Source organism: Marinomonas sp. S3726 (genome assembly GCF_000967665.1).
Lineage (GTDB): Bacteria > Pseudomonadota > Gammaproteobacteria > Pseudomonadales > Marinomonadaceae > Marinomonas.
Genome location: NZ_JXYC01000022.1, coordinates 77128 through 100779, shown reverse-complemented (window position 1 = coordinate 100779; position 23652 = coordinate 77128). Strand labels below are relative to the sequence as shown.

General features: G+C 41.0%; 22 protein-coding genes. 8 read left to right on the top strand and 14 right to left on the bottom strand.

Features of this window, described 5'->3' with window-relative positions:
* Positions 1–106: 106 nt before the first annotated feature.
* From TW85_RS17115 to gstA, 3 genes are all read right to left on the bottom strand, one after another.
* On the bottom strand, positions 107–427 hold the full coding sequence (locus TW85_RS17115) for a hypothetical protein (protein WP_046018348.1): 321 nt from the start codon (positions 425–427) through the stop codon (positions 107–109).
* 325 nt (positions 428–752) lie between these two features.
* The gene (locus TW85_RS17110; RefSeq protein ID WP_046018347.1) at positions 753–1304 is read right to left on the bottom strand and encodes a cytochrome b; all 552 of its coding nucleotides are present in this window, start codon (positions 1302–1304) and stop codon (positions 753–755) included.
* A 92-nt stretch (positions 1305–1396) separates the two neighbouring features.
* Positions 1397–2005: a glutathione transferase GstA gene (gene gstA, locus TW85_RS17105; RefSeq protein ID WP_202904876.1), complete on the bottom strand. Its 609-nt coding sequence runs from the start codon at positions 2003–2005 to the stop codon at positions 1397–1399.
* Positions 2006–2137: 132 nt separating this feature from the next.
* Between gstA and TW85_RS17100 the strand changes: the two genes are divergently transcribed.
* Positions 2138–3007, top strand: a complete 870-nt coding sequence (locus TW85_RS17100; protein ID WP_046018346.1) for a LysR family transcriptional regulator — start codon at positions 2138–2140, stop codon at positions 3005–3007.
* 23 nt (positions 3008–3030) lie between these two features.
* Here the strand turns inward: TW85_RS17100 and TW85_RS17095 are convergent, their stop codons facing one another.
* The 4 genes from TW85_RS17095 to TW85_RS17080 form a co-directional block, all read right to left on the bottom strand.
* Positions 3031–4314, bottom strand: a complete 1284-nt coding sequence (locus TW85_RS17095) for a nucleobase:cation symporter-2 family protein (RefSeq protein ID WP_046018345.1) — start codon at positions 4312–4314, stop codon at positions 3031–3033.
* A 159-nt stretch (positions 4315–4473) separates the two neighbouring features.
* Positions 4474–5802, bottom strand: a complete 1329-nt coding sequence (locus TW85_RS17090; protein WP_046018344.1) for a nucleobase:cation symporter-2 family protein — start codon at positions 5800–5802, stop codon at positions 4474–4476.
* A 726-nt stretch (positions 5803–6528) separates the two neighbouring features.
* Positions 6529–8118 (bottom strand): lectin-like protein, encoded by a 1590-nt coding sequence (locus TW85_RS17085; RefSeq protein ID WP_202904875.1) that lies wholly within the window; start codon positions 8116–8118, stop codon positions 6529–6531.
* 344 nt (positions 8119–8462) lie between these two features.
* Positions 8463–9860: a PLP-dependent aminotransferase family protein gene (locus TW85_RS17080; protein WP_046018343.1), complete on the bottom strand. Its 1398-nt coding sequence runs from the start codon at positions 9858–9860 to the stop codon at positions 8463–8465.
* Positions 9861–10031: 171 nt separating this feature from the next.
* On the opposite strand from TW85_RS17080, the gene TW85_RS17075 reads away from it, so the two are divergent.
* The gene (locus tag TW85_RS17075; RefSeq protein WP_052702267.1) at positions 10032–10637 is read left to right on the top strand and encodes a LysE family translocator; all 606 of its coding nucleotides are present in this window, start codon (positions 10032–10034) and stop codon (positions 10635–10637) included.
* A 32-nt stretch (positions 10638–10669) separates the two neighbouring features.
* On the opposite strand, the gene TW85_RS17070 is transcribed toward TW85_RS17075, so the two are convergent.
* Together TW85_RS17070 and TW85_RS17065 are read right to left on the bottom strand one after the other, a co-directional pair.
* The gene (locus tag TW85_RS17070; RefSeq protein ID WP_046018341.1) at positions 10670–11542 is read right to left on the bottom strand and encodes a GyrI-like domain-containing protein; all 873 of its coding nucleotides are present in this window, start codon (positions 11540–11542) and stop codon (positions 10670–10672) included.
* Positions 11543–11624: 82 nt separating this feature from the next.
* Complete coding sequence (locus TW85_RS17065; RefSeq protein WP_046018340.1) at positions 11625–11936, bottom strand: cupin domain-containing protein; 312 nt, start codon at positions 11934–11936, stop codon at positions 11625–11627.
* Positions 11937–12346: 410 nt separating this feature from the next.
* Between TW85_RS17065 and TW85_RS17060 the strand changes: the two genes are divergently transcribed.
* On the top strand, positions 12347–12907 hold the full coding sequence (locus TW85_RS17060; protein WP_202904874.1) for a DUF4879 domain-containing protein: 561 nt from the start codon (positions 12347–12349) through the stop codon (positions 12905–12907).
* 65 nt (positions 12908–12972) lie between these two features.
* Here TW85_RS17060 and TW85_RS17055 read toward each other — a convergent pair whose 3' ends face one another.
* Positions 12973–14355 (bottom strand): FAD-dependent oxidoreductase, encoded by a 1383-nt coding sequence (locus tag TW85_RS17055; RefSeq protein ID WP_046018339.1) that lies wholly within the window; start codon positions 14353–14355, stop codon positions 12973–12975.
* A gap of 215 nt (positions 14356–14570) precedes the next feature.
* Between TW85_RS17055 and TW85_RS17050 the strand changes: the two genes are divergently transcribed.
* Together TW85_RS17050 and TW85_RS17045 are read left to right on the top strand one after the other, a co-directional pair.
* On the top strand, positions 14571–15260 hold the full coding sequence (locus TW85_RS17050; protein ID WP_046018338.1) for a response regulator transcription factor: 690 nt from the start codon (positions 14571–14573) through the stop codon (positions 15258–15260).
* 15 nt (positions 15261–15275) lie between these two features.
* Complete coding sequence (locus TW85_RS17045) at positions 15276–16562, top strand: ATP-binding protein (RefSeq protein ID WP_046018337.1); 1287 nt, start codon at positions 15276–15278, stop codon at positions 16560–16562.
* An 11-nt stretch (positions 16563–16573) separates the two neighbouring features.
* Here TW85_RS17045 and TW85_RS17040 read toward each other — a convergent pair whose 3' ends face one another.
* Positions 16574–17344 (bottom strand): MipA/OmpV family protein, encoded by a 771-nt coding sequence (locus TW85_RS17040; protein ID WP_162197509.1) that lies wholly within the window; start codon positions 17342–17344, stop codon positions 16574–16576.
* A gap of 295 nt (positions 17345–17639) precedes the next feature.
* Between TW85_RS17040 and TW85_RS17035 the strand changes: the two genes are divergently transcribed.
* Positions 17640–19505 (top strand): di-heme-cytochrome C peroxidase, encoded by a 1866-nt coding sequence (locus TW85_RS17035; RefSeq protein ID WP_046018335.1) that lies wholly within the window; start codon positions 17640–17642, stop codon positions 19503–19505.
* 71 nt (positions 19506–19576) lie between these two features.
* Here TW85_RS17035 and TW85_RS17030 read toward each other — a convergent pair whose 3' ends face one another.
* Both TW85_RS17030 and TW85_RS17025 read right to left on the bottom strand, forming a co-directional pair.
* Positions 19577–20185 (bottom strand): LysE family translocator, encoded by a 609-nt coding sequence (locus tag TW85_RS17030; RefSeq protein ID WP_046018334.1) that lies wholly within the window; start codon positions 20183–20185, stop codon positions 19577–19579.
* 37 nt (positions 20186–20222) lie between these two features.
* Positions 20223–20708, bottom strand: coding sequence for a GNAT family N-acetyltransferase (locus TW85_RS17025; protein WP_084616397.1), 486 nt, complete (start codon positions 20706–20708; stop codon positions 20223–20225).
* A 135-nt stretch (positions 20709–20843) separates the two neighbouring features.
* Here TW85_RS17025 and TW85_RS17020 point away from each other — a divergent pair, with 135 nt between their 5' ends.
* Positions 20844–21749, top strand: coding sequence for a LysR family transcriptional regulator (locus TW85_RS17020; RefSeq protein WP_046018332.1), 906 nt, complete (start codon positions 20844–20846; stop codon positions 21747–21749).
* Positions 21750–21764: 15 nt separating this feature from the next.
* Here the strand turns inward: TW85_RS17020 and TW85_RS17015 are convergent, their stop codons facing one another.
* Positions 21765–22520 carry a helix-turn-helix transcriptional regulator gene (locus tag TW85_RS17015; protein ID WP_046018331.1) on the bottom strand — a complete coding sequence of 252 codons (756 nt, stop codon included), beginning with the start codon at positions 22518–22520 and terminating at the stop codon, positions 21765–21767.
* 154 nt (positions 22521–22674) lie between these two features.
* Between TW85_RS17015 and TW85_RS17010 the strand changes: the two genes are divergently transcribed.
* The gene (locus TW85_RS17010; RefSeq protein WP_046018330.1) at positions 22675–23628 is read left to right on the top strand and encodes a GTP-binding protein; all 954 of its coding nucleotides are present in this window, start codon (positions 22675–22677) and stop codon (positions 23626–23628) included.
* The last annotated feature ends 24 nt before the right edge of the window (positions 23629–23652 follow it).

Here is a 23652-nt window from a genome sequence, read left to right as displayed (position 1 = left end):
CCTTTTTATTTAAAATACAGCCCTTTCTGGATTAGGCCCTTTCACTCAATCACAAACCAATTTAAAAATATGAAACTAAAATTTAATACTCAAAATTTTGTAAAACTTATTTTGCGTTATTTAAACTAAAAGCCAAAAATATAGTTAAAAAACCTGCTAAGAAAAACACCATGATGCCCAATAAAATACGGCTTAACCACTGAACCTCTTTATCTTTGCAATAACGCCACTCCTGTTTAAAGAGAAACTTAACAAAGGTTAGGTTACTGGTAACTGGATTAAAACTTAGAAGCGTTGGTCTACCTAAAGCATCGAAAACCTTAGGAAACTTCAATTCCAACACTTTAAAAACACGGTAAGTTAGCAACAGCCAAATTAGAAAAGAACAAAAAAGCACGATGACAGATAAAGTAACAAACGTTTCCAATCCTAACTCCTTAATGCCAAACAATAATGTAGAGCATATTAAACAAGAGACATATGTAAAGTAAGCGAAAAGAAAGGTACCACATTCATTCCAAACTTAAGAGTTTAGTTGGGAAAAGTTACTCTTTTTTTAGTCACCTACAGATATAAAGTTTAGCAAAAATTATTAAACTGGCTGTGAAGTGAGTCAGAGAATTGGAAAATAAATGAGATTATTTATTAGTTCCATTATAAGAAAGAGCTGAATGAGTTGTTGTTTTGCAAAAAACCAACAACTCATCTCAAACAGCTAAAAATTTCAGTAAAGATAAAGTGGACTTAGGGCCTTAAATCATACGGCTTAGTACATCGCTATCTTTACCATCAAAGAGTTTGTGCTTAATAACCCCTAATATATGAGCAGCCAAGACAAAGACCAACAACCAAGAAGTTAAGCTGTGTACTTGATGGAAAATACCTGTCCATAATGCACTTTTCGAGGTTATATCAGGCACGGTAAAGAGACCAAACATATCAATACCATCAGAATAAGCGTAAGTTGACGTCATCAAATATCCCGATAAAGGCATCATTACCATACATAGATACAGAAGGCGATGGACCCATTTGGACAACATAAGCTCCCACGGTTTTAACCCTGTCGCAGGTGTTGGGATAGGACCTTTTTTACGAAAGAAAATCCTAGCGGTTATCAAAACCATAGCCAAAATGCCAAGGGATTGATGAATAGGATAAAAGTCATACTTATTTGCGGCATCAGGATCCAGTTCTGCCATATAAATACCCACGACCAAAAGAAAAATAATAGTTAATGCACTCACCCAATGTACAAGACGTAGCCCTAAAGGATACTTTTTAACTTGGTTTGAATCTGCCATTTTGCAACCTGCTGAACTTAAAAAAATTATTATTATGTTGAAATAAGCTAGCCAAAATACGCTGTTCATTTTGGCTAGCTAAAAGAAAGTCCTTAAGAAAATAAGCCTTCATCAGCCATGGATCTCACCACTTGAGGACGTTCAGCAATACGGCCAACAAAAGCCGCCAAGTCAGGCCATTCATCTAAGTTAATCCCTAAAGGCATAGTCCAACCCGTAATCACAAACAGGTAGATATCCGCAACTGAGTATTTGTTTTCTACCAAGTATTCTCTATCTGATAACACCTTATCTAGGTAACTGAATTTAGCTGCAATCAGAGCTAAATTGCTCTCCCGCACCTCATCGGAACAATTCATAAATAAAGGGCCAAATGCTTTATGCAAATCTGAGGTTAGAAAGTTAAGTATTTCATGTAATCTAGCTCTGGCTAAGGTTCCTGACTCTGGCACCAAACCAGCCTCTGGGTGTTGATCAGCAATGTATTGCAGAACAGCAACAGACTCAGTTAATACTTCTTGATTATCCAGAGTTAAAGTCGGTACGCGACCATGAGGGTTAACTAAAGTGAAGTCGTCACCGTCTTGAGTTACCTTAGCTCTTAGGTCAACCTGAACTAAATCGAACTTAACGCCGATTTCATTTAATACTATGTGTGGAGCAAGCGAACACGCACCTGGGCTGTAATAAAGTTTCATCATGTTTTCTCCTTAGTGTCTAAATTAAGAGTCAATGAAGATTAAATTACGCCCATATCATCTGTTAATAAATAGACACATATGTAGAATAGTTCTGCATAAATGCACAGACAGATTTTAAGGGGAGATAAGCTAATGCAAGCTAACTGGGATGACTTTCGAATCGCTCTACAAGTTGCCGAATCTGGCACACTAACCAAAGCAGGTAGGATGCTAAATATGAATCACACTACGGTTCTAAGGCATATCAACCAGTTAGAAGAAAGCCTAAACCTTAAGTTATTTATCAGACATCAAAGGGGATACCAGCTAACAGATGCAGGCAGGCTAATGCTTAATTCTGTACCCAGTATCAGGCAGGACTTCGACAAGTTAGTACATGACCTAACCAGTGTGGAACAAGGAGAACATGGCAAACTCAGGATCACCACATTAAGCGGCCACTCTCCCCTGTTAAATAATGCCATTGAGTCATTCTATCGAGAGTTCCCCAATACTAAGATTCAAATCATAGCGACAGAGAAAACCATACCAGTCGAATCTGGCATCACACATATTTCAATTCGTATTGGTGCTCAGCCTAAAGAGCCCGATATTATTGTTAAAAAGCTAATGCACTTAAATGTGGGCTATTACGCCTCTGAAGACTATATTGCTCGCTATAACTTACCTAAGTCCATCAGCGACTATAATCAGCATTATTGGGCTTTTCCAAGCGGGTTAAAACAAAGCGTTCCTTTCATCAAACAAGTCGCTATGCATGTCAAAGAAGAGAGAATTATTTATCAAAGTAATTTATTTTCAGATCTACACTCTGTGATCAACAAAGGTATGGCAATTGGGCCAATGGCAGAATACGAAGCGAAGAAGTATCAGGGTTTAAAACGTTTACCGATTGAATTAGACCAAGATGGCGAAGTACTTTGGTTTGTGTATCACAAAGACTTAAAAACCAATATTCACATACAAGCTTTCTATCGCCATCTGATTAATTCTTTATCTTAAGCAGTCTGACCGATGCTTTTTAACTAGGGCTTTCCCGGTAACACCAAGTTCATTGTCAGCGCCACCAAAGAGCCTGTCGTAATGCCAGACGCCAAGACAACCTGCATTACTTCAGGTAAATGCGCCAGCAACTCTGGTCTTACGGTTACCGCCATACCCGCACAAATCCCCATAGCTACAATGGCGCTATTACGTTTACTTTGCTCTGTTTTAGCTAATATCTTGACTCCACCAGACACTATCATGGCAAAGATGACCAAACCCGCTCCGCCTAAAACCGGTAAAGGGATAATCACAACCAAGGCCGCCAGCACTGGAAACAAGCCAGCGAGCACCAACATTCCCCCCGTTAACGCCACCACATGACGGCTAGCAACCCCTGTCATACTGACAATCCCCACGTTTTGAGAAAATGACGATAAAGGGGTAGTAGAACAAGTTGAAGCTAAGGCCGAACCTAATCCTTCACATAAAATTCCACGGGAAAGCTTCTTACCCGTCAGCTTGGTGTTAGTGACATCAGATAAAGCGAGGAAGTCACCAGTAGACTCTATGGTGGTCACCAGATAAGCGATAGACATCCCAATGATGCCACTCACAGGAAAACTCATACCAAAATGAAACGGGCTAGGTAAAGCCACCCAAACAGCCTCTTTTACCGGATTAAAATCAACCAACCCCATAAAAATGCAGGCAATAAAGCCTATTATCATGCCCAATAAAGCAGCCGAGGCAGAAATAATACCGCGCCCCCATTGAGACAGAGCCATCACCACAACAAGGACTAAAAAGCCAATAGTGAGGTTATCTAGGGTGGCATAACCTGGCTCCCCTACTTGTCCACCAGCAAACCAATCTACCGCAACAGGGATAAGAGATAAGCCGATGAGAGTCACAACTGTCCCTGTCACAATAGGCGGAAAGAGCTTTCGAATACTGGCCATGTAAAAGCTGCCAATGATCATCACTAGAGATGATACAAGTGCAGAGCCTAAAATGCCTTCAACACCATGCTCTAGCCCTATGGCAATGGATACGCCTACAAAGGTAAAACTGGTTCCCATAACACTGGGCAAACGTATCCCTAAAGACCCAACGCCCTTACATTGAATAAAGGTCACCACACCCGAGATCAACATGGCGGCATTCACCAAAACCACCTTATCTTGAGTTGATAATTCCAGCACACCACCCACCACTAAAGGCACAGCAATAATCGCCCCTAATGCCGCTAACAAGTGTTGGGCCGCTAAAATTAGTGCCGTGAGTATGGGTGGCTTTTCTTCCACCTTATAAAAAAGAGACATTCATCTTCCTTAAAAGGGTACAAACAAGGGCAAGGCCCAGATAATAGAATCAAGCAGTTTAACAAAACTAAGTGTCTGATCACACAATGAAAAACACCTTGCCAGCTAAGCCAACAAGGTGTTTTATTTAAACAAAGTAACTAAGAAGTGTTAACTCAATTAAGCTTGCGCTAATTCAGTCGCATCATCGTCTTCTGTTACTTCAACTTCACGTCCTGGTAAGAAGAGGTTCAAACCCAATGCGACCAAGGAACCTGTTGTAATACCTGAAGCAAAAATCACCTTCATAAATTCAGGTAAGTTCGCTAATAATTCAGGCCTTACTGTCACGGCCATTCCAGCGCCAATACCTACCGCAACGATAATGCCATTGCGCTTACTATGAGCGGTTTTAGACAGAATGTTTACCCCAGCAGTAATAATCATGGCGAACATTACTAATCCAGCACCGCCTAATACAGACAGAGGAATAATCACAATCAAAGCTGCTAATACAGGGAATAGTCCAGCCAATACCAGCATTAAGCCAGTAATCGCAACCACATAACGGCTAGCAACCCCTGTCATACCAACAATGCCAACATTCTGTGAGAAAGATGAGAAAGGCGTGGTAGAGAAAACAGACGCGAGCGCCGACCCCAAACCATCGCACAAAATACCGCGAGACAATTTTTTACCAGTTAGCTTGGTTTTCGTCACATCGGATAAGGCTAAGAAATCACCCGTCGATTCAATGATAGTTACAAGATAAGCGATCGACATGCCAATAATGCCACTAATAGGAAAAGCTAAACCAAAGTGTAGCGGGCTAGGCAAAGCAACCAATTCAGCCTCTTTCACAGGGGCGAAGTCAACCAAGCCAAGCATGATACAAGCGATAAAGCCCAATACTATGCCAATCACAACCGCCGATGCAGCAAAAATACCACGACCAAATTGAGACAGAACAATCACAGTAAAAAGCACAAAGAAACCTATCATAAGGTTGCTTATCGAAGCATAACCTTCTTGCCCTACTTGACCACCTGCAATCCAATCAACAGCAACAGGAATCAAGGTTAAGCCGATCAAGGTCACCACAGTCCCTGTTACCACAGGGGGAAAAAGCTTGCGAATCACTGGCATAAAAAAACTACCAATAATCATGACAAGAGATGCCACTAAAGCGGACCCTAATATCCCAGCAACCCCATGCTCAAAACCAATGGCAATAGATACCCCCACAAAGGTAAAACTGGTACCCATAACACAAGGTAAGCGTATCCCCACAGGGCCAGCACCACGACATTGGATAATAGTCACCACACCAGAAATCAACATAGCAGCATTCACTAATACAACCATATCTGAAGTAGAAAGACCGAGGACACCGCCAACAACAAGCGGTACTGCGATAATGGCGCCTAATGCAGCAAGCAAATGCTGGGCAGCCAAAAGGATAGAGGTCGCCACAGGTGGCTTATCTTCAACTTTATACAAGAGTTCCATAGAACCCTCCTTTTATTTTTATATTATTGTTAATCAAATAGTTAGCCGGATGAACCGTGCTAAAAACCCGATAAGGTCACCAAGAACAAAAGTGTTAACCTTGCTCAACCGGATGCACCGTATTGATTAGGGTTAACAGGCTCTCCCTAATGGAGAGCAAAACAGCTGAACCTCTTGGTCACAGTTCAACTGCTGGGTTTACCTTGTAATCACAAGGCAAAACTAAGCTAATAAAAACGCTAACATTCAGCGCTCTCTTACCCATTCCTCATTTCCTGTAAAAATAAAAAAAGTGGAAATCTCTCATAGAGGCAAACTGTTCATTTCTGGCCAAGTGCCAGTGGCGAGCAATGGGCAAAGCTAATTAAGATCAAAGCAACAAGGGTTTTGTGCCTAAAAGTTTCGTTAAAACATACCTCCTATAAGGTTCGAATAGTCACAAAAGTAACTGGCTTTAAATCAAATTGGATTTTTGCAGGTTAATTCGGTTTTTCAGGAAAGTCTAGATCAAGTCACATTGTGAAACGGCTAATCAAATTTTCACAAAGAAGAATCGCCCTTAAGCTTGAGTTATTCGTAAAGGATTATTGAAAGGTAAAACAAAAAAAGCCTCTTAAGATACATCCTAAGAGGCTAAAAAAGGGAGGAGAGAAATAAGAGAGCTCATTCATTCCCTCTTATCATACCTAATAAAAAGCGACACTATGAGAAGTCAGTAAAACCTCTCTAGTTTGTACCTGTCGCCCATAAGGCTTGACCCGTACCCGAGTAGATGACTAGGTTACCATCTCCTTGTAGCGCTAGCTTGCTTCCTGACGGATTAGTACCAGAGGCCCATTTAGCAGAACCGTTAGCATCATAAATCACGAAATTACCGTCACCTTGGAAGCTTACTTTATAGTCTGATCCCCAATTGGTTCCGCTAGACCATAATGCATTTCCTATTTGACCATTACCATACTTGTAAAGAACGAGATTGCCATCACCTTGCATGCTCAATAATCTGTCATCCGTCACGATAGATTCACCTGCCTTTAGTACTAAACCACCAGCATTAAAGCTTAAAGATTCAGATGTAAGCGCTGAAAAATGAGTCACCTTACTTTGTACTAACCACTGACCTTCTGTTTCTGCATCCGTATGGTTTAACCAAACATGATTATAACCAACCGACTCTTTTGCTAATTTAAGCTTCTGGTTAGATTGGCTATTGGTTGGCATGCTAAAAGTGCCACCTAAGTTGGCACAGGCACTCACCCCTTCGGACCATGCGCCCGTCGTATTATCCGGAACAAACCAGTTACCACTGGCATCTTCACAGGCAAAGGCAAAACTTGCTGAGCAGGCATTATCATCCCAACGGCCATTTTCCCATTGCACAGCACAATCTTGATTGCCGCCTGAGTTATTAGGTTCATTGTTATCCCAACTCCATACAGCCGCCTCAATACGACCATCATCCATTACCATGTCATCTAAATTGACAATATTGGCCCCAGTTGCAAAGGCCTCACGGACTTCATTAGCCGATAAACTATCAATGCCACCTTCAAAGAATTCCTTAATAGTGCCCAGTGTCGTCGCATCTTCCCAAATACGCCCTACTTTACCTAACCCAGTAAAGGCAAGGTTTGACAAGTTTCCATCACTTGAACAACCACTGTCTTTCCATAAAATTATCTGCTTACCAGCAGCTAAAACATCTGCTTTAGTTAAAGTGTCAGGGATATCACCACAACCATTACTTGGGTAGATTTTATCGCCAAACCTTTCGTTCATTTGGCTATACAAATCACTATGATGCCCTTCTGTCGCATCTTCTATGTATAAGATAAGAACTTCATCTTGGCTTTCTGCACTTGCTAGCCAATCTTTGATTTCATTAAACCCTTCCGTGGCATATTTGTCGTTAATACTACAAAACCCGTGGCACATCAGAAGCCTTTTCGGATAAGAGAACAGGCTTTCCATTTTAGTCGTCCAATGAACGTCTATTTCAATGAAACGTGCTCCCATTCTTAACTGATCTCTGATGGAGTATTTTTGCTGCGGATCGAGATAACGACACCCTACAGAGAAATTACAACTGGTATAAACCTCTGAGTTATAGGTATTGTGTGTGCCTAAAATATTGTTATCGATAATAGGTGCGTAATTATCTAATGCCCTTTGATAATCCATGGCTTTACCCAACCAAGCATTATTAAAATCATCGATAGAGTCTGCGTGAACAGCAGGAGAAAAAACAAAGCTTGAACCAATAATAGTGACGCTTGATGCAGCCAAACTAAAAAGCTTATTAAGAGAATTTTTCATTCATGATTCCTTGTTATTTTTATTTTGAGAAAACAAGCACTCGGCCTGTCTTCGTCATCGTCTGCAAGAAATCAATAAGTCTGCTCACTAATTATCACATTCAAAACGCCATTTAATATCACTAATATCGAGTCGATAAATTAGCGCCATAAAAAAACAGTTTGAGGAAAAATAGCTAGCTTAATCCCAAACTTAAACGGTCATTCAAGAAACGAATCAAGTGCAGAGTAATAAATGAAATGAATAAAAAATATTACATCAAATTACTGAAATGAATAATATAAATTGCATAACTGATATTTAGTTATATATTTTTAATGTTAGTAGAAACAATGATTTACTATCTAAATAACCACATCCTGTACTTGCTTAAATGCTAATATAGCCTGCTCAAGCCTTTCAAGACCTTGGTCAAAATCAGCTCTAGCATCAAACCCACCTAAGGATAAACGTAAGCCATTTTCAACTAATTGCAGTTGGTCTTGGTCGGTAAATAAGTCTGCTGTTCTTACTTTAATATTTTGCTGCAACAAGGCGTTATTTAAGGCGTGCATATTGATATTGAGGGGCAAAGGTAACCATACATTGAGACCGCCCATTCGGGCTGAAAAGCCCAGATTGTTTAAGGTCTTAAGCATGGCATCTTGACGATAGCGCATCTCTTCTGCCAAACGATTTTGATTTTGAGAAAAAGCCGAGGTGAGAATAAAACGAGAGGCAATCTCCACTCCCATACTAGCATTCATCCAACACTGACTATGCAAGCTTTGGTTAAATTTCGCCTGCCAGATTTCAGGTACTAAGGCATAAGCGAGACGTAAGCCACCAGCAACATATTTGGATAAACTAGATAAATAAAAGACCCTATCATTCGCCATTTGTTGCAAAGGTGAACGCCAATTTTCAGGTAAAACATAATTTACATCGTCTTCGACAATATAAAAATCATAGCGCTTTGAAAGCCGAATAATCTGCTCTCTTTGTGTTTTGGAATATTGAATATTGGTAGGATTTTGTATGTTAGCTGTAAGATATAAAAGCTTAGGATTGTGTGTTTGGCAATAGGTTTCTAGTTGAACTAAATCGACCCCCTCTTCTGTGAGATCTAATGCTAACGTTTTCACCTTATTTGCCTTAGCTGCTTTGAAAAAGCCTGGGTATGCAAGGGCTTCATGCATCACAGCATCCCCTTGTACACACAGTATTTGCAAACAGGTAAAGATCCCTTGTTGCGCCCCTTGAGTGAAAATGATGCCTTCTGGCCTTACTTGAATCCCTTTAGTCCCTAACCATTTAGAAAAGAGCTGCTTATGTTTTAGTAAACCTTGATGAGCATAGGTCATTACATCAACTAAACCTACTGGGTCTTGGGCTAGCTCTTGCATCGCTTTAGCAAGGACATCCTGTTGCCCCAGCATTGGCTGCATACTCGAAGCAAAATCATATAACTTAGGGCCAGTCTCCCGCATCAAAGGTACAGCGCTGTCTCTCACATAGGTACCCGCACCAAGCTTTGCCGTCACCCAGCCACGCTTTTCAGCTAGATCATAAGCTCTGGTTACTGTGCCATGAGTCACTGCAAGTTCGTCAGCTAGCCAACGTTGGGCTGGGAGTTTTTCACTTGCTTTTAGCTCACCAGAGCGAATCGCATTCTCAATACAAGTTGCTAACGCCTTATATTTAGGCTCACTTTTACACTCATGTAAAAAGGCATTCTTGTCCACTTCCCAGTTATTTTTCATCACCTAGCACTCAAAGAATTAAAGCCACACAGACTTTGTACCCATACAATAAAGTTATTGCCCCTCAATAAACAGCATGAGAAGCTATAAAACAAATACAAACCTTAAATTGTATCGATACAATTTTCAAGTTTTTGTTTAATTGTCTTAATTTTATCTAAGGAGAGAGTTTTGGAAAGCGCCCTATTAAGCCTTGCACCCGCTATCATTGTTTTTAGCTTTATTAGTACCGTCACTCCCGGTCCAAACAACCTATTACTGGCTCATTCAGGTGCGCATTTTGGTATGCGAAAGACACTGCCTCACGTGCTAGGCATTCGTTGTGGCATGGTCATCTTACATCTGAGTATTTTATTAGGGCTTGGTAAGGTGTTTGAAGTGTGGCCAGTACTGCACCAAGTGTTTACTGTATTGGCTGCCAGCTATATTGTTTACATGTCAATTAAGATAGCGACAAGCAAGCAACCTAGTGAATCCAACAAAGGTGAGCCTATGGGGCTTTTTCAAGCAGCAAGTTTTCAATGGATCAACCCTAAATCTTGGGCAACCCTTATCACCCTAGGCACCGTCTTTACCTTAAGTGGAGATCTCTTTTGGCCATCAGCGCTTATGGGAATTATCCTGCATCAAATCGCGACGCTACCAGGCACCTTTATGTGGATCAGCATAGGGAAATTGGTCGCACATAAACTGAGTGATCCGACGTTTCATCGTCGCTTCAACCTCATCATGGGCGCGCTCTTATTAGCGAGTTTACCTCTTATCTTGATTGCCTAATTAGCTTGTTTTGATAGCAAACTGACAGAACGTTATGAGGTTTGAACGGCTAAATAAATATCCGTAATTGCCTCAGTTTCAGCAACATCAGGAAAGAAGCGCACTCTTTCAAGCACAAGAGGAAAGTCCCTTAAATCGTAGCCCTCTTGTCCAATACATGCTTGATAAAGATCACTAATTGTAACTGCAAGTTCGTCATCACTACCAAGATGACGCACTTTCAAAAACGGGCCTTGCTCTAATCGTCTCAATTCTAGCCCTGTTTCAATGCTATTAGAGTCCAATGAATCCTTTAGATATTCACAAGCAATATCGAATCGAAACTCACTCGCTGACACAGTACCAGGGTCATGATAAAGCAAATTAAACGTTCGGCTCTTACTCGGCGGTAAGCTCGATATTTTACGCCAATCAATAAAGCCCCGTATCGTCTGGCCCAATAAAGCAGAATCACCTTTATGGCTCAAATAAGCTAATGTCATACTTTCAAGGGTAACAAGCTCAACGGGGGAGCTTGCATGATTAACCGACTTAGCTTTCCTATCAGCTAAAGCAAAGTGATGATTTTTCTGCCAGAAAGACCAGTCTGCTACTTGCCTAAAAGCACTTGGTGTTTGATCAAACACCTTCAAAAAAGCCCGACTAAAAGCTTCAGGGCTTTGATAATGCGCATTTAAAGCAATATCAATTATTTTATCTTCACGATAAGCCAGCTGATAAGCAGCTCGTTTAAGCCTCAAATTCTTTATCAAGTCATAAAAATTAAGCCCGTAATAGGCTTTAAACTGTCGTTGAAAGTGGAACTGAGACAAGCCAACGAAAGCACTAATCTCTTCGGCATTAAGCTTTTTATCTAAATGAGATTCAATATAACTAAGTGCATCATCTAGCTTTTCATCATGCATAACCCTATTCCCTACTAATCGTTTAAATCAACAGATGTCTATTCAGGTGTCAGAATAGACATTTTAAGCAAGGAAAACTTGATCAATCCTGCTTTTCGAAAATAATCGACAAACAGGCCTCAGATTCAGGCAAGAATTTATGTAAAAGATTCGCTTCTATGGTGAATTGCTGGCCTTGCTTCAATACTAAGCTGTCTTCTTTAAGCATGAGGTGACATTCACCTTCTAATACCAGAATGGTTTCGCTGGCATGAGTGTGGAGTTCGTCGGGATACTCAACGCCTTCGCCTAAACGTAATAACAATTGCGTAAGCTTATCTGTCTGGCGTACTAAATGGTCTGTGTCTATTTCGAGTTGTCTTGCTGTCGTAAGTAAATCTTGTACCTGAATCATAATCTCTTCTCATTAAATTTTTAAAAGGCTAAACATTAGCCGCGAAATCATTTGGAATAAGACAGATTCAATTCAGGCAAGGCTGAAAACACCAAAAGCATGTAGAAAAATGCGGGCGTTCTAGCTGATTGCATAAGATTTGTGATGAGGTTTATAAGCATGGCTGGAGTCTAGCAAAGAAACCAAGCATCTTAAACTGATTCAGTTTCACGCCTAATCATCCAAAATGAATCAAGCGATTTTCAAATAGGATAAGGCTCTCACCTCATTTTAGATAAAACTGCTTCTTTAAAAGAGATTAAAGAGCTAAGGCCCCGAATCCATTAGGCTAGCCGCCATCACTAAGCAGAAGGTTTAAATTTTAGTAAATAGCTTGGTGAGCAACATTCTACTTTAAAGGATTCAAACACATGAAAAAGCAACTTATTAGCCTTGCTCTCATTGCAGCAGGCGTAGCAGGAAATGCAATTGCTGCTGACGTAGAAGCAGGTGTCGTAAAGCGCCTTGCGGATCTAGAAAACATGGCACCTAAAGGTATTTCACCGCTTGATCTAGCCAGTATCACCATGGATACAGGAGCAAAAGCAACGACGTCTTTAGCCCCAGCTACGGGAATTAGTTTCTTCGAGATTGGTCATATAGGCTCTAGCAATTATGGTGATTGGGAAGTCATTCAAAGCTACCAAACCAGCACAGCTTACGATCATGGTGGTGCCCAACTTTATGCTTATGTTTGGCAAATGGGCTACGGTAATATCGGTACAGCATCCTTCAATGGCGTTAGTAAGACACCAGAGCAAAGCCAGTACCGTTGCGGCTCTGACCTTCATTACTGTGCAACAGGAGAAACAGTGACAGGTTGGCTTTATGTATATAATTTAAGCGGTCAAGAAAGCGGCACCTTTAACGTTTCTGCTAATTCAGTCGCATCCCCGTTTGGTTATTGGAGCGATTCAATCTATATCCAATAAAATTTTGTAGGCCTGTATTCAATATCTTTACTCAATACAGGCCTATAAGCTAACAAGTGTAAGCTTTATTCAAGGTGCATAGAGATAATTCGGTTCGCTTCTCTCTCCCCAGATAAATAGGCGCCATGAACTGTGGCAGAGTATTTAGCATGGGTGGCTTCTCCAGCGAAAAACACCTTGTCATACATGGGTTCAGCTAACTTATCCCTCATACTGGCACTCACACCTTTAGGCACATAAGAGTAAGAACCATAACTAAAAGGGTCTTGGCTCCAACGGGTAATAATGTTGCCTGTAGGGTCTGGAATATCCTTCCCATAAATCTTTCTTAATTCTCCCATAGCCAAACTGATGATTTCTTCATTCGAGAAGTTCTCAACTTCTTTGCCATACTGGGCCACATTAAATGCGGTCAAAATTGGTAAACCTGTCGCTGGCTCAAGGTTAATCCAGTAACTCCAATGGCCTTTTTGCTCACTTACCTTAGCAAGGTTGGTCACATCCTTATCCCAAAATACCTCATCAAAGGCTAGATAGACCTTATTAAGTACACCCATAGAAAGGCTATTGATCGCCGCTTGTTTTTGCTCTGGTAACTGAGGCTCAAAGGCAATTTTGTTTTTCTTCAACACCCCTAAAGGTACAGTCACTATCACGTGATCCGCTTTAAACACACCATTACTGGTACCTACTTCAACTTGCTTATTGGTGTAATTAATACTGCTTACCCAAGTATTTAGGCGAACATCGAGACCTCTCGCTAATGCTTTTACTAAAGCATCATAACCTTCTGGAAAAATAACATCTGGGCCATCAAAGCCTTCATCCTTCCATAAACCTGCCAATGAGATATCTCGGCTATCGGCTGCTGCATCTTGCTCTATCATGGCATTGGCAAAAAACTCGACTTCAGCCTGGCTAAAGTTGTTAAGATCGCCACTTTTTACACCCACATCAATGGCATCCTGCACACTTGCTTCACTGTCATTAAACAAGGCTTTGGCTGCCCAAAAATAAAAGCTATCTTGCTTCTCTGCTAAAGCATCATCTATTTTTGTCGTCTCATTACCATCAATGTCATAGGTAACTTGGTTTTCATAATCCCACTCGTACATGGGGACACCCAAATCTTTCGCTAAAGTATGGATAGGGTTACCTTCTATTCCATGAATCCAACTGGCGCCAAGGTCCACAGGCTTACCAAGAGAGTCATCACTCCAGACACGCCCACCAATTCTATCTCTACCTTCAAGCACTGTGACATCAAACCCTTGTTGGTTTAATTGATTGGCCGCCTTGATACCAGACATACCAGCGCCAATAACAAGCACACTGATTTTGGCATTCTTCGCACCTTGGCTTACAGACTGCTGACTATCTGTTGTGGCGCTACATGCAAACAGTGTCACGGTTGAGAGCATAAGCCCTAATTTTTTATATAACCCCATCCTAAACTGCCTTGATCGTTTCGATTATCATGTCTAAATCAGTCTAAAATTTAACAAACTCACTCAGGTAAGGCTGTCAGCCAGTCTTATATTTTGTCAGCTGATGTAAGCTTGTCACTTTTAATAGATGAAAAAGCTTAAAATGACTGTCACCTGTTAAATGAGCTCAGCACCTTTAACAGAATGAAAGAAAGCCATAAAAGTAAGGATAGTAGGTGAAAACTAACGATAAGTTTAATCTTCTCATTGTTGAAGATGACCAAAGAATCGCCAAGTTATTAATGCAATTTCTTCGCTTAGAAGGCTTTGAAGTAGACTGGCGAGATACAGGAGAAGCCGCCATTGACTATCTTCAACAGCACTCCCCCGACCTTATTATTCTAGATTTAATGCTACCTAAAATGGATGGTCTCGAAGTTTGTGAAGCCATTCGCCCCACATTTAAAAACAGCATATTGATGCTGACAGCCAGTGAAGGCGACCTACAAGAAGTCACAGCATTAAACGCAGGCATTGATGATTTTTTAAATAAGCCTATTCGCACTCATGTGTTACTGGCACGCATCAATGCGTTACTGCGCAGACAAGCCCCCAAAGAATTGAGTGTTTTAAAAATAAAAGACTTGCTGATTGATAATAAAAAGCGCCAAGTGACTCGAAATGACATCCTGATTGATCTCTCAGATTCTGAATTTGAATTACTCTGGGTCATGGCAAATCGCGCCGGTACAGTGATAAAAAGGGATGACCTTTTCTATCAATTAAGAGGAATAGAATATGATGGCTTAGACAGATCCATTGATATGCGAATCTCTCAACTTAGAAAGAAATTAGCAGCACCAGATATCAGCACAGATTACATCAAAACATTACGCCAACTTGGCTACTTATTTATGCAGGATTAAAGGAAGACTCTTTCCATGCGCTCATTGGTCATCTCACTCTACATTTTAGTGCTTGGTTGCATGTTTCTCATTAGCTTTGTGGTGGAACAATGGGGCGAATCTTATTACAAACAAGAGACAGGTGAAGAGTATCTTGCCTATTCGCAAAAACTGGCGCCTTTAATTGAAAAAGACATTTTAGAAAACCCGCAAGACACTCAAGGTATTTTACGATTTTGGTCCGACATTATTGAAGATGACCCTGAGGCAATTCAGATCATAGAACTTGGCGCTCTAAATCAAAAAAGCACAGCAAGTTTAGAGGCTTATATCGATACGCTAGACATCACAAACCAAACGGATCATGTGCATATCATTAGCCCGTTTAAAGACAGTTCACTGCAAAACCAAGCCATTTCCTTCACTTATTACGACAGTTTCTCAGATGCCATAGTAATTAAGTATTACATTGGCCGCTTTATTATTTATGCCTTCATGACATTAATTCTGACCTTAATCGCTTGGCTAGTTTATCGGTATATCAATCAAATTAGCCAAGTAGCTAAATCTGTCTCCTCTGGCCGTTTTGATCTTAGAATGCCTAATAGCAGGCTTCAAGCTGTGCAAAATTTGGCAACAGATATCAATAATATGGCTGCCAGTATCGAAGAGAAGAACAATGAAAACCTGATTCTCACTGGCGCAATACACCACGAACTTCGTATCCCTATCACGCGAATACGTCTCGCCTTAGATATGCTAATTCAGATGAAGCAGGACACTACGTCATTAGAGTTATTAGCAGATATGGATCAGGACCTTGAAGAGCTCTCAAGTTTGATGGAAGAATTGCTCACTATCTCACGTTTACGCTTAAGAGGAGTCGAGCTGGATAAAGAAGATATTTCCTTATCTCAGCAAGTCTCAACTCTGGTTCAAAAGCTGAATCACGACAAGGTTCATCTTACTATCCATGAAGACTTAACCCTTCAAGCCAATCAAACTCTGTTAGACAGAGCCTTAATCAACATTATCAATAACGGCATTAAATACTCAGACACAAAGCTCGTCATCTCAGCGAGAAAAGAAGCAAATCTCTTTATTCTAACCTTCGAAGACGACGGTATTGGTATCCCAGAAAATGAAAGAGACATGATTTTAAAGCCTTTTTATCGAACAGATAAAAGCCGCAACAGAAATACTGGCGGCTTTGGTTTAGGCTTGGCTATTGCTGATCTTGTGATTAAAGATTGCCAAGGTCAGATTAAAATAGCGCAAAGCGAGCTTGGTGGCGCCGCTATCTCTATTCACTGGCACCTTTAGTTTTAAAGCTCTTAAAACATGTAAGAATAAAGCAGTCCAAAGCTCGTATTATGGGATTTATCCGCTATGCTACTTTGCTTAATTTCATCAGAATAAAACGTTGTAATAAGGGATAATCCAATCGAGTTATGGCTATTTAATTCATACTCTGCATTGATACCAGCTGCGTAATTTATCCCAGAATCTGGTGTATATAAGGCTCTGGAAGCGGTTACATCCTCAGCTTTGACGCCGTAATAATACGCCGCTGATTTCTTATCAAACCATTGAGCACTCACCAAGGGCATCAGGCTCCAGTCCTTTAAATACAATGGGTAGCTATAACTCAAGCTAGCAAGATTACCCTTATGTTTGCTCGACACATCGGTTGTTAATGTGGCTTCTATCGCACCCCAAGAGGCTTCTTGCTCAAAGGTTAGATTCATCACTACTACATCCGATAGCTTCGTCATATCTGCCAATGCTTTACTGTCGCCCCTATCACTATCACCAAGTGAATCGGAGCTGATAGAGGCTGAAATACCCCAAGAGTCTTCACCATATAGATAAGCTCCTAAAGACTCTCCATCAAAAAATAATGGCCCCCAGCTAATGCTAAGATAAGGCGTAATTTCAGACTCTTGCTGGCTACCTATATAGGGTGTTTGAGAAACAAAGTAACCTAAGCCGATGCTAGTTTCCCATTCAAACGCTTCTTTCTCAGTGTATTCATTTGCCAATGTGTTCCCAGCACTTAATACTAAGACCCCAGTTAAACTTAATGCCTGAATATAATTCGCCATGCTCTGCCCTTCCATACTGTGTTTAAGCCTTTAATTTCTCATAATAAATAACTTAGGTGACAGGACACATAGCGGCTGACACTAACTGACAATTCACCGCTTAAATTGACATTAGAAAGTAGTTGAACTCGCCTTATTAACCTTTTCTTGCTCACTTAATAACCATGCTGTAAGTAGGTGTAATATCACTTATTACTCATATAGGATTAGCTTGCAAATATGTTTAAGCAGTATCAAAAAATGACACTTTTTGATTTGAGCACTTATGCCATTAATTTATACAAGGAATTGTAATATGACATTGCCCTCTTACTCGAACAAGCTAATAGGCGCCTCTTTGGTATTAGGCCTAGTTGGCTGTAGTAGCCTCTATACCCATCATGAATGGTACAGTGAAGCCGAAGACATCACGCCACTGCAATCAGAACAAGATGTACCAGAAAGGGTGACCTTAGAACAAGCTTGGGATGAAGACACACGACAAGGCTTTTGGTACACAAGCCAAGGCTCACAAATCATCCCTTATTCTTGGTTCACCTGGCTTGAAGTCGCCGACTCAAAAGACTTGTTTCGCAGTTACGAACACATGAGCTATCTAGGTTACTTACCTATGGAATCTTCCAAGATGAATCCATCGGGTCTGCCGATTGGCTTTGCTTTGAATATGGATAAGAAAGGCGATGCTTGGATGGGGATGACCTGTGCAGCTTGCCATACAAATCAGCTAGACTATCAAGGGACACAATACTTAATTGAAGGTGCACCGACATTAGGTAATTTTGTTCTTTTCTTCGATCGTCTTACCGAGGCAATGAACGCGACAAACTCTGATCCTCTTAAATTTACCCGCTTCGCTAAAAACGTCCTAGCAGATGACTACTCCCTTAAAAGTGCCGCAAAATTGAAAGTGGCGTTTGATGCCATGGCGTTTAAAATTGCTCAGCGACAAGCCGTGAATGCGCTACCAGCGGATTACCCTGAAGATTTTACCAGTTATGCAAGGCTGGACGCCTTTGGCAATATTCAAAACGAAGGCACAGCCTTTGCTCTTCATGATGTTTCCAATAAAAATACACCTAATGGCCCAGTGTCCTACCCATTTTTGTGGGGCACACACCAGTCTGATGTGGTGCAATGGAATGCCTCTGCACCGAATACCCCTATCGTTGGTCCACTTGCTAGAAATATAGGCGAAGTCGTCGGTGTATTTGGTGGTTTAAGTATTGAGAAAGCCCCTTTCTGGAAAAGAATCTTTGGTATCAAAACCAGTTATTCATCCAGTGTCGACATGCTAGGTTTAGGTCAATTAGAAACCTGGGTTAAAGCCTTAAAATCACCCCAATGGCCAGAACAGATGCCTGCGATTGATATGCAAAAAGCGGCTTCTGGTAGCATTCTTTACCAAGATCAATGTGCAAGTTGTCACCAAGTCATCGCCCGTAAAGATGAATACAAGCTTTACGATGCGGTTAAGACACCGGTTGCCGACATAGGTACTGACCCTAAAACCGCATGGAATGCTGAATTCCATCAAGCTAAGTCACTTATTCTTGAAGGCACTAAGGAGTTCATCCTAGCGGGCGATAAATTCAAAGCCGAAACCGATGCCATCAGTGTGCCGGTAAATGGTGTTGTCGGTATCATTTTGAAAGATCCTGAGACAGCACTAAAAGCTGGCCTGATGCCATTGGGTGAAAATGCAAAATCTCGCACCAAATCCTTGGTTGAATATGCCGAGCTTAACGTGCTGAAGAGAAAGAAAATTCACGATCCAACCGTGAACAACACAGGCTTTAAAGAGAATGGCGAACTTAACCTAGCAGGTTTAGTGTATAAAGCCCGTCCTTTAAATGGCATCTGGGCAACAGCCCCTTATATGCATAATGGCTCGGTCGCGAACCTTTGGGAAACTTTACAAAAACCAGAAGATAGACAAACGAATTTCTGGGTAGGTAACCGTAACTTTGACCCAGTGAAAGTCGGTTTTGTGAATGAGGCAGCACCTGCAGGCAAGCTCTACCCTAGTCCATCAAATAAGTTTGAAGTATTGGGTAAAAACGGCAAAATTTTCCCAGGTAACTCAAACCTAGGACACGATTTTGGTACAGACCTAACGGATAAAGAGAAATGGGAACTGGTTGAGTTTATGAAGACTTTATAAATCAAAGCGTTAAGTCGAGCTTACTTTTTAAAAGTAAGCTCGACCATTTCCCCGTTACTTTGAGAAAAACGTCAAGCTTTTAAAACAAGTAACGCGCCACAAGAAGCTAAAATACTACTCGATATTTTATTCAAAATACCTTTATCACCTCTTATAAAGTTTCGTGCCTTAGCCCCTGCACAAGCGTACATAGTTAATACGCCACCTATGGCAAAGCTGGCTATCATCATTATGGTTAGCACTTCGTAAAAACCAATACTCGATAACTCAACAAAAGCAGGAAAAAAGCCCATATAAAATAAGATGGCTTTAGGGTTTGAAATGCCCACTAACAATCCCATAATTCCATTAGATATCAGCCCCGTATTTTTCTGCTCTTCGGGTTGATCCAAACTCACATCAGCCCGCCAAGTAAAATACGCTATTACCATCAAATAAAGTGCGCCAATGTATTTTAGATAAATAGAAAGCTCACCTAATAGTGAGGCTACTGCTAGCAACCCAGATAAAGCAAGGGCAATAAATATATAGTCTGCCAGCAGTATTCCAAGGGTCACCATCAAGCCACTTTTCACGCCAAAAGTGATAGATCGAGAAATCACTGTCATGACACTTGGTCCTGGGATAAGCGCAGAAACTAACATAGCAAAGAAGAGCGCAATTGCAGAAAGTAATGTCATTCAATCTCCTTACAAATCATAGCATCAGAGCGAAGTGTTACCCTTTTGCAAAATCCACCAAGGTTTGCCCTGTCATACGATAGCCAATCCACTCATCTTGCGATTTTGCGCCAATGGCTTCGTAAAACTCACGGGATGGCGTATTCCAATCTAAACAGCTCCATTCAAACCGAGCACAATCTTTTTCCAAAGCAATTTGAGCCAAGGTTTTAAGCAATTTAAGCCCAGCCCCTTTACCTCTGTATTCAGGCGAGATATACAAGTCTTCTAAATAAAGTCCAGATTTTGCTAACCAAGTTGAATAATTAAAGAAGTAAATGGCAGAACCCACTGGCACACCATCAAGCTCACAAATCAAAGCATAAGAATGAGTGTCGGGGGCAAATAAGGTGTTGTTAATCGTCTCTTCTGTGGCGAGTACTTCATGCTCTGCTTTTTCATAGATGGCAAGGTCAGTGATAAATTTCAAAATGGTCTTGGTATCTTTGCGGCTGGCTTCTCTTACAATTAAATTGCTCATCATTTTTCCTTTTCAGATATAGGGCTAACTTACGTTTAAAACCAGATTAATCCGCTTTTCAATATGACACCAGTGCATTCTAATCAGATACACCTGTATAATATTCATATCACTAGTTTGCTTATTCCAGAGGTATCGATGGACCTTCATCAAATCGATTTAAATCTACTGATATTATTTGATGCTCTTTATCGCCATCAGTCTGTCTCCCTCGCCGCCGATGAAGTCTGCATCAGCCAATCCGCCTTTAGCCATGGCATTGCAAGATTAAGAAAGCGTATGAATGACGAGCTTTTCGTACGGGTAAATAACCAAATGCAGCCCACTCCAAGAGCCGAAGAGATCGCCCAACATCTACATCAGGCCCTGCCATTTATTCATAATGCGATTAACGACAGCGATCACTTTGATGCCAGCATGGATAAGAGTGAGTTTAAAATCTCAGCAACAGATTATACCGAGTTCAGTTTGCTTCCTAAGTTGGTTGGCCAAGTCAGTCGCCAAGCACCAAATATCAAGCTCACCGTGGTGGGTGCCAAAGCGCCACAGCCTTTGACTCACTTAGAAAATAACGAGGTAGATTTTGCCTTAGGTTTTAGCCATGAAATAGAAACATCTAGCCTGATAGAGCACCATACTTGGTTGACTGATAGCTATTGCACAGTGGCTCGAAAAAACCATCCTGCATTAGCCCAAGGGTTAGATTTAGACACTTTCTTGGCATTAAAGCATGTAAGAGTGTCACCTTGGGGCGAGAAGCAAGGCATAGTTGATCAGGTGTTAGCTCAGCATAAATTGAAGCGCCATGTGAGTCTGCAACTTCCCAGTGTCTTGGTTGCACCCCACACCATCATTCACTCAGACATGATACTCACCATGCCACGTATCGTGGCCGAACAAGTCGCAAAACAGGTTGAAATAGAGATCTTCACGCCTCCTATTCCTATCCCTGATTACCATTTAAATATCTACTGGCACAAAATCAATGCCGATAAAGCCAGCTTCAAATGGATGAAGCAGCTGTTTCAAAACTTAAACTTTTAGCCTTTTCTATCAAGCTTAGCGCTCCAGTTCGGGCAGCTCCCATTCCCCACAAATATTAAAAGGCGAGACCAATGTGGTCCATTTCACCGGAATAAGTTTGTCCTTGGGTAAAAAGCTTTCATCTTGATACGCCTGCTTACGATATTGGCGCGATAAGTTAGCTAAATCTTGATTTAACGCCATCAAGGTATGCTCACTCATAAAGCGAAAGGCACTGCTAAACTGTGTCCCCTTCTCGCCATCATGTTGCACTACATAGTTAAGAAACTGCTCGTTCTTTTGCAAAATATTATGATGCACAGGCCCATGTAACTGCATCAATAACTTGCCTTGAATACGCAGTTTATAGCTATTATTTGGGCCTAATTCGATCAAACCTTCTCTGTCTAAATCCCTTAAATAACGAAACACACTCACATCACTTAAGCCATAGGTGGTTTGTATTTGTTCAATTGGGTGGTCTGTGGTCAGCAGAATCAAAAAGTTAAAATGGTATGGGTTTTCTCCCAAATACACCTGTTGTTGGTAGCTTAATTTAGCCAAAGGCTCATTGTAGTTTTTGGCAAAATCTAACAAGTCGAAAATAGATAAATCGATCAAATCACAAATGTCATTCAATCTGGTTAAAGAACAATCTTTATCTCGAAATAAGCGTTTTATCGTCTTCTCTGAAAGGTCTAGTTTTTCGGCCACTTCTCGATACGTCATCCCTTTGGATTTCAGTGCGCCTTTCAAAGCATTGGTAATTTCAGCATTTGCCGCGGTTCGCATATGTCACCTTAAAGTTAGAAAAAGAGACATATATTGTCCCTTATTTTTACATGCTTGAAGCTTGGTGTCGTTAAAGGCACCTTAGCACAAGCTTTAGAGCAGACACAATTGCTCAAATCTAAATTAACTAATTCTTAAAGACAGGATGACATTCATGAAAAATACAAGACTAAAAGCACTTACCAACTCACTAACAAGTGCCTTAACACTTTCTACTATCACACTCACTGCTTTCTCTTTTACATCTCACTCCCTAGCATCTCAATCGATAACAAGCACTAAGCTAGAACCCGTGTGGGAAGTTTCAGGTTTTAAAACCCCAGAGTCAGTCGTATATGACAGCCAAAGGCAGCAATATTATGTGGCCAACATTAACGACAACCCAATGTCAGCAGACGGTAATGGTTCAATTGGCTTAATCAAACAAGACGGGAAATCGTCTGTAATCGAATGGGTAAAAGGTCTTAGCTCTCCAAAAGGATTAGAGATAAAAGGCAATAAATTGTATGTGGCAGACGTACACGAACTTGTGGTGATTAATCTTGATGACGCCAATATTATCGCCCGCTACCCGGCCCCAAAAGCCAAGGTATTAAATGGCATTGCCATTAGCGATTCGGGCCAAGTCTTTGTTTCCGATTGGGCAGGTAACGCCTTGTACCAATTACAAGATGGCGAGCTAGTTAACTGGCTAGACAGCGCTAAACTTGAAAGCCCAAATGGTCTATTCGTTAATCAAGATTACCTTTACATCGCCGCTTGGGGTGCCGATATTCAAGCCGACTTTACGACCCTAACCTCAGGTAACTTAAAGCGTGTTGCCATTACTAAAGGCTCTCAAATACCTCAAACCAGTAAGGTAGAAAGCCTAGGAAATAAAGCCAGTTGGCAGAACCTTGATGGTCTTCATGCCTATCAAGAAAATAACTGGTTAACTACAGACTTCCTCAAGGGTCAGTTGCTTAACATGAATGCTAAAGGGGATATTGAAACCATCTACAAACTAGAGCCTGGTTCTGCTGACTTCTATTACCGTGAAGATAAAGATTTGGTGATAGTGCCTTACTTTATGTCTAATAAAGTGGTGGCTTACAAGCTAGATAAATAAGTTTTAGGGTAACTCGCTTCCCCA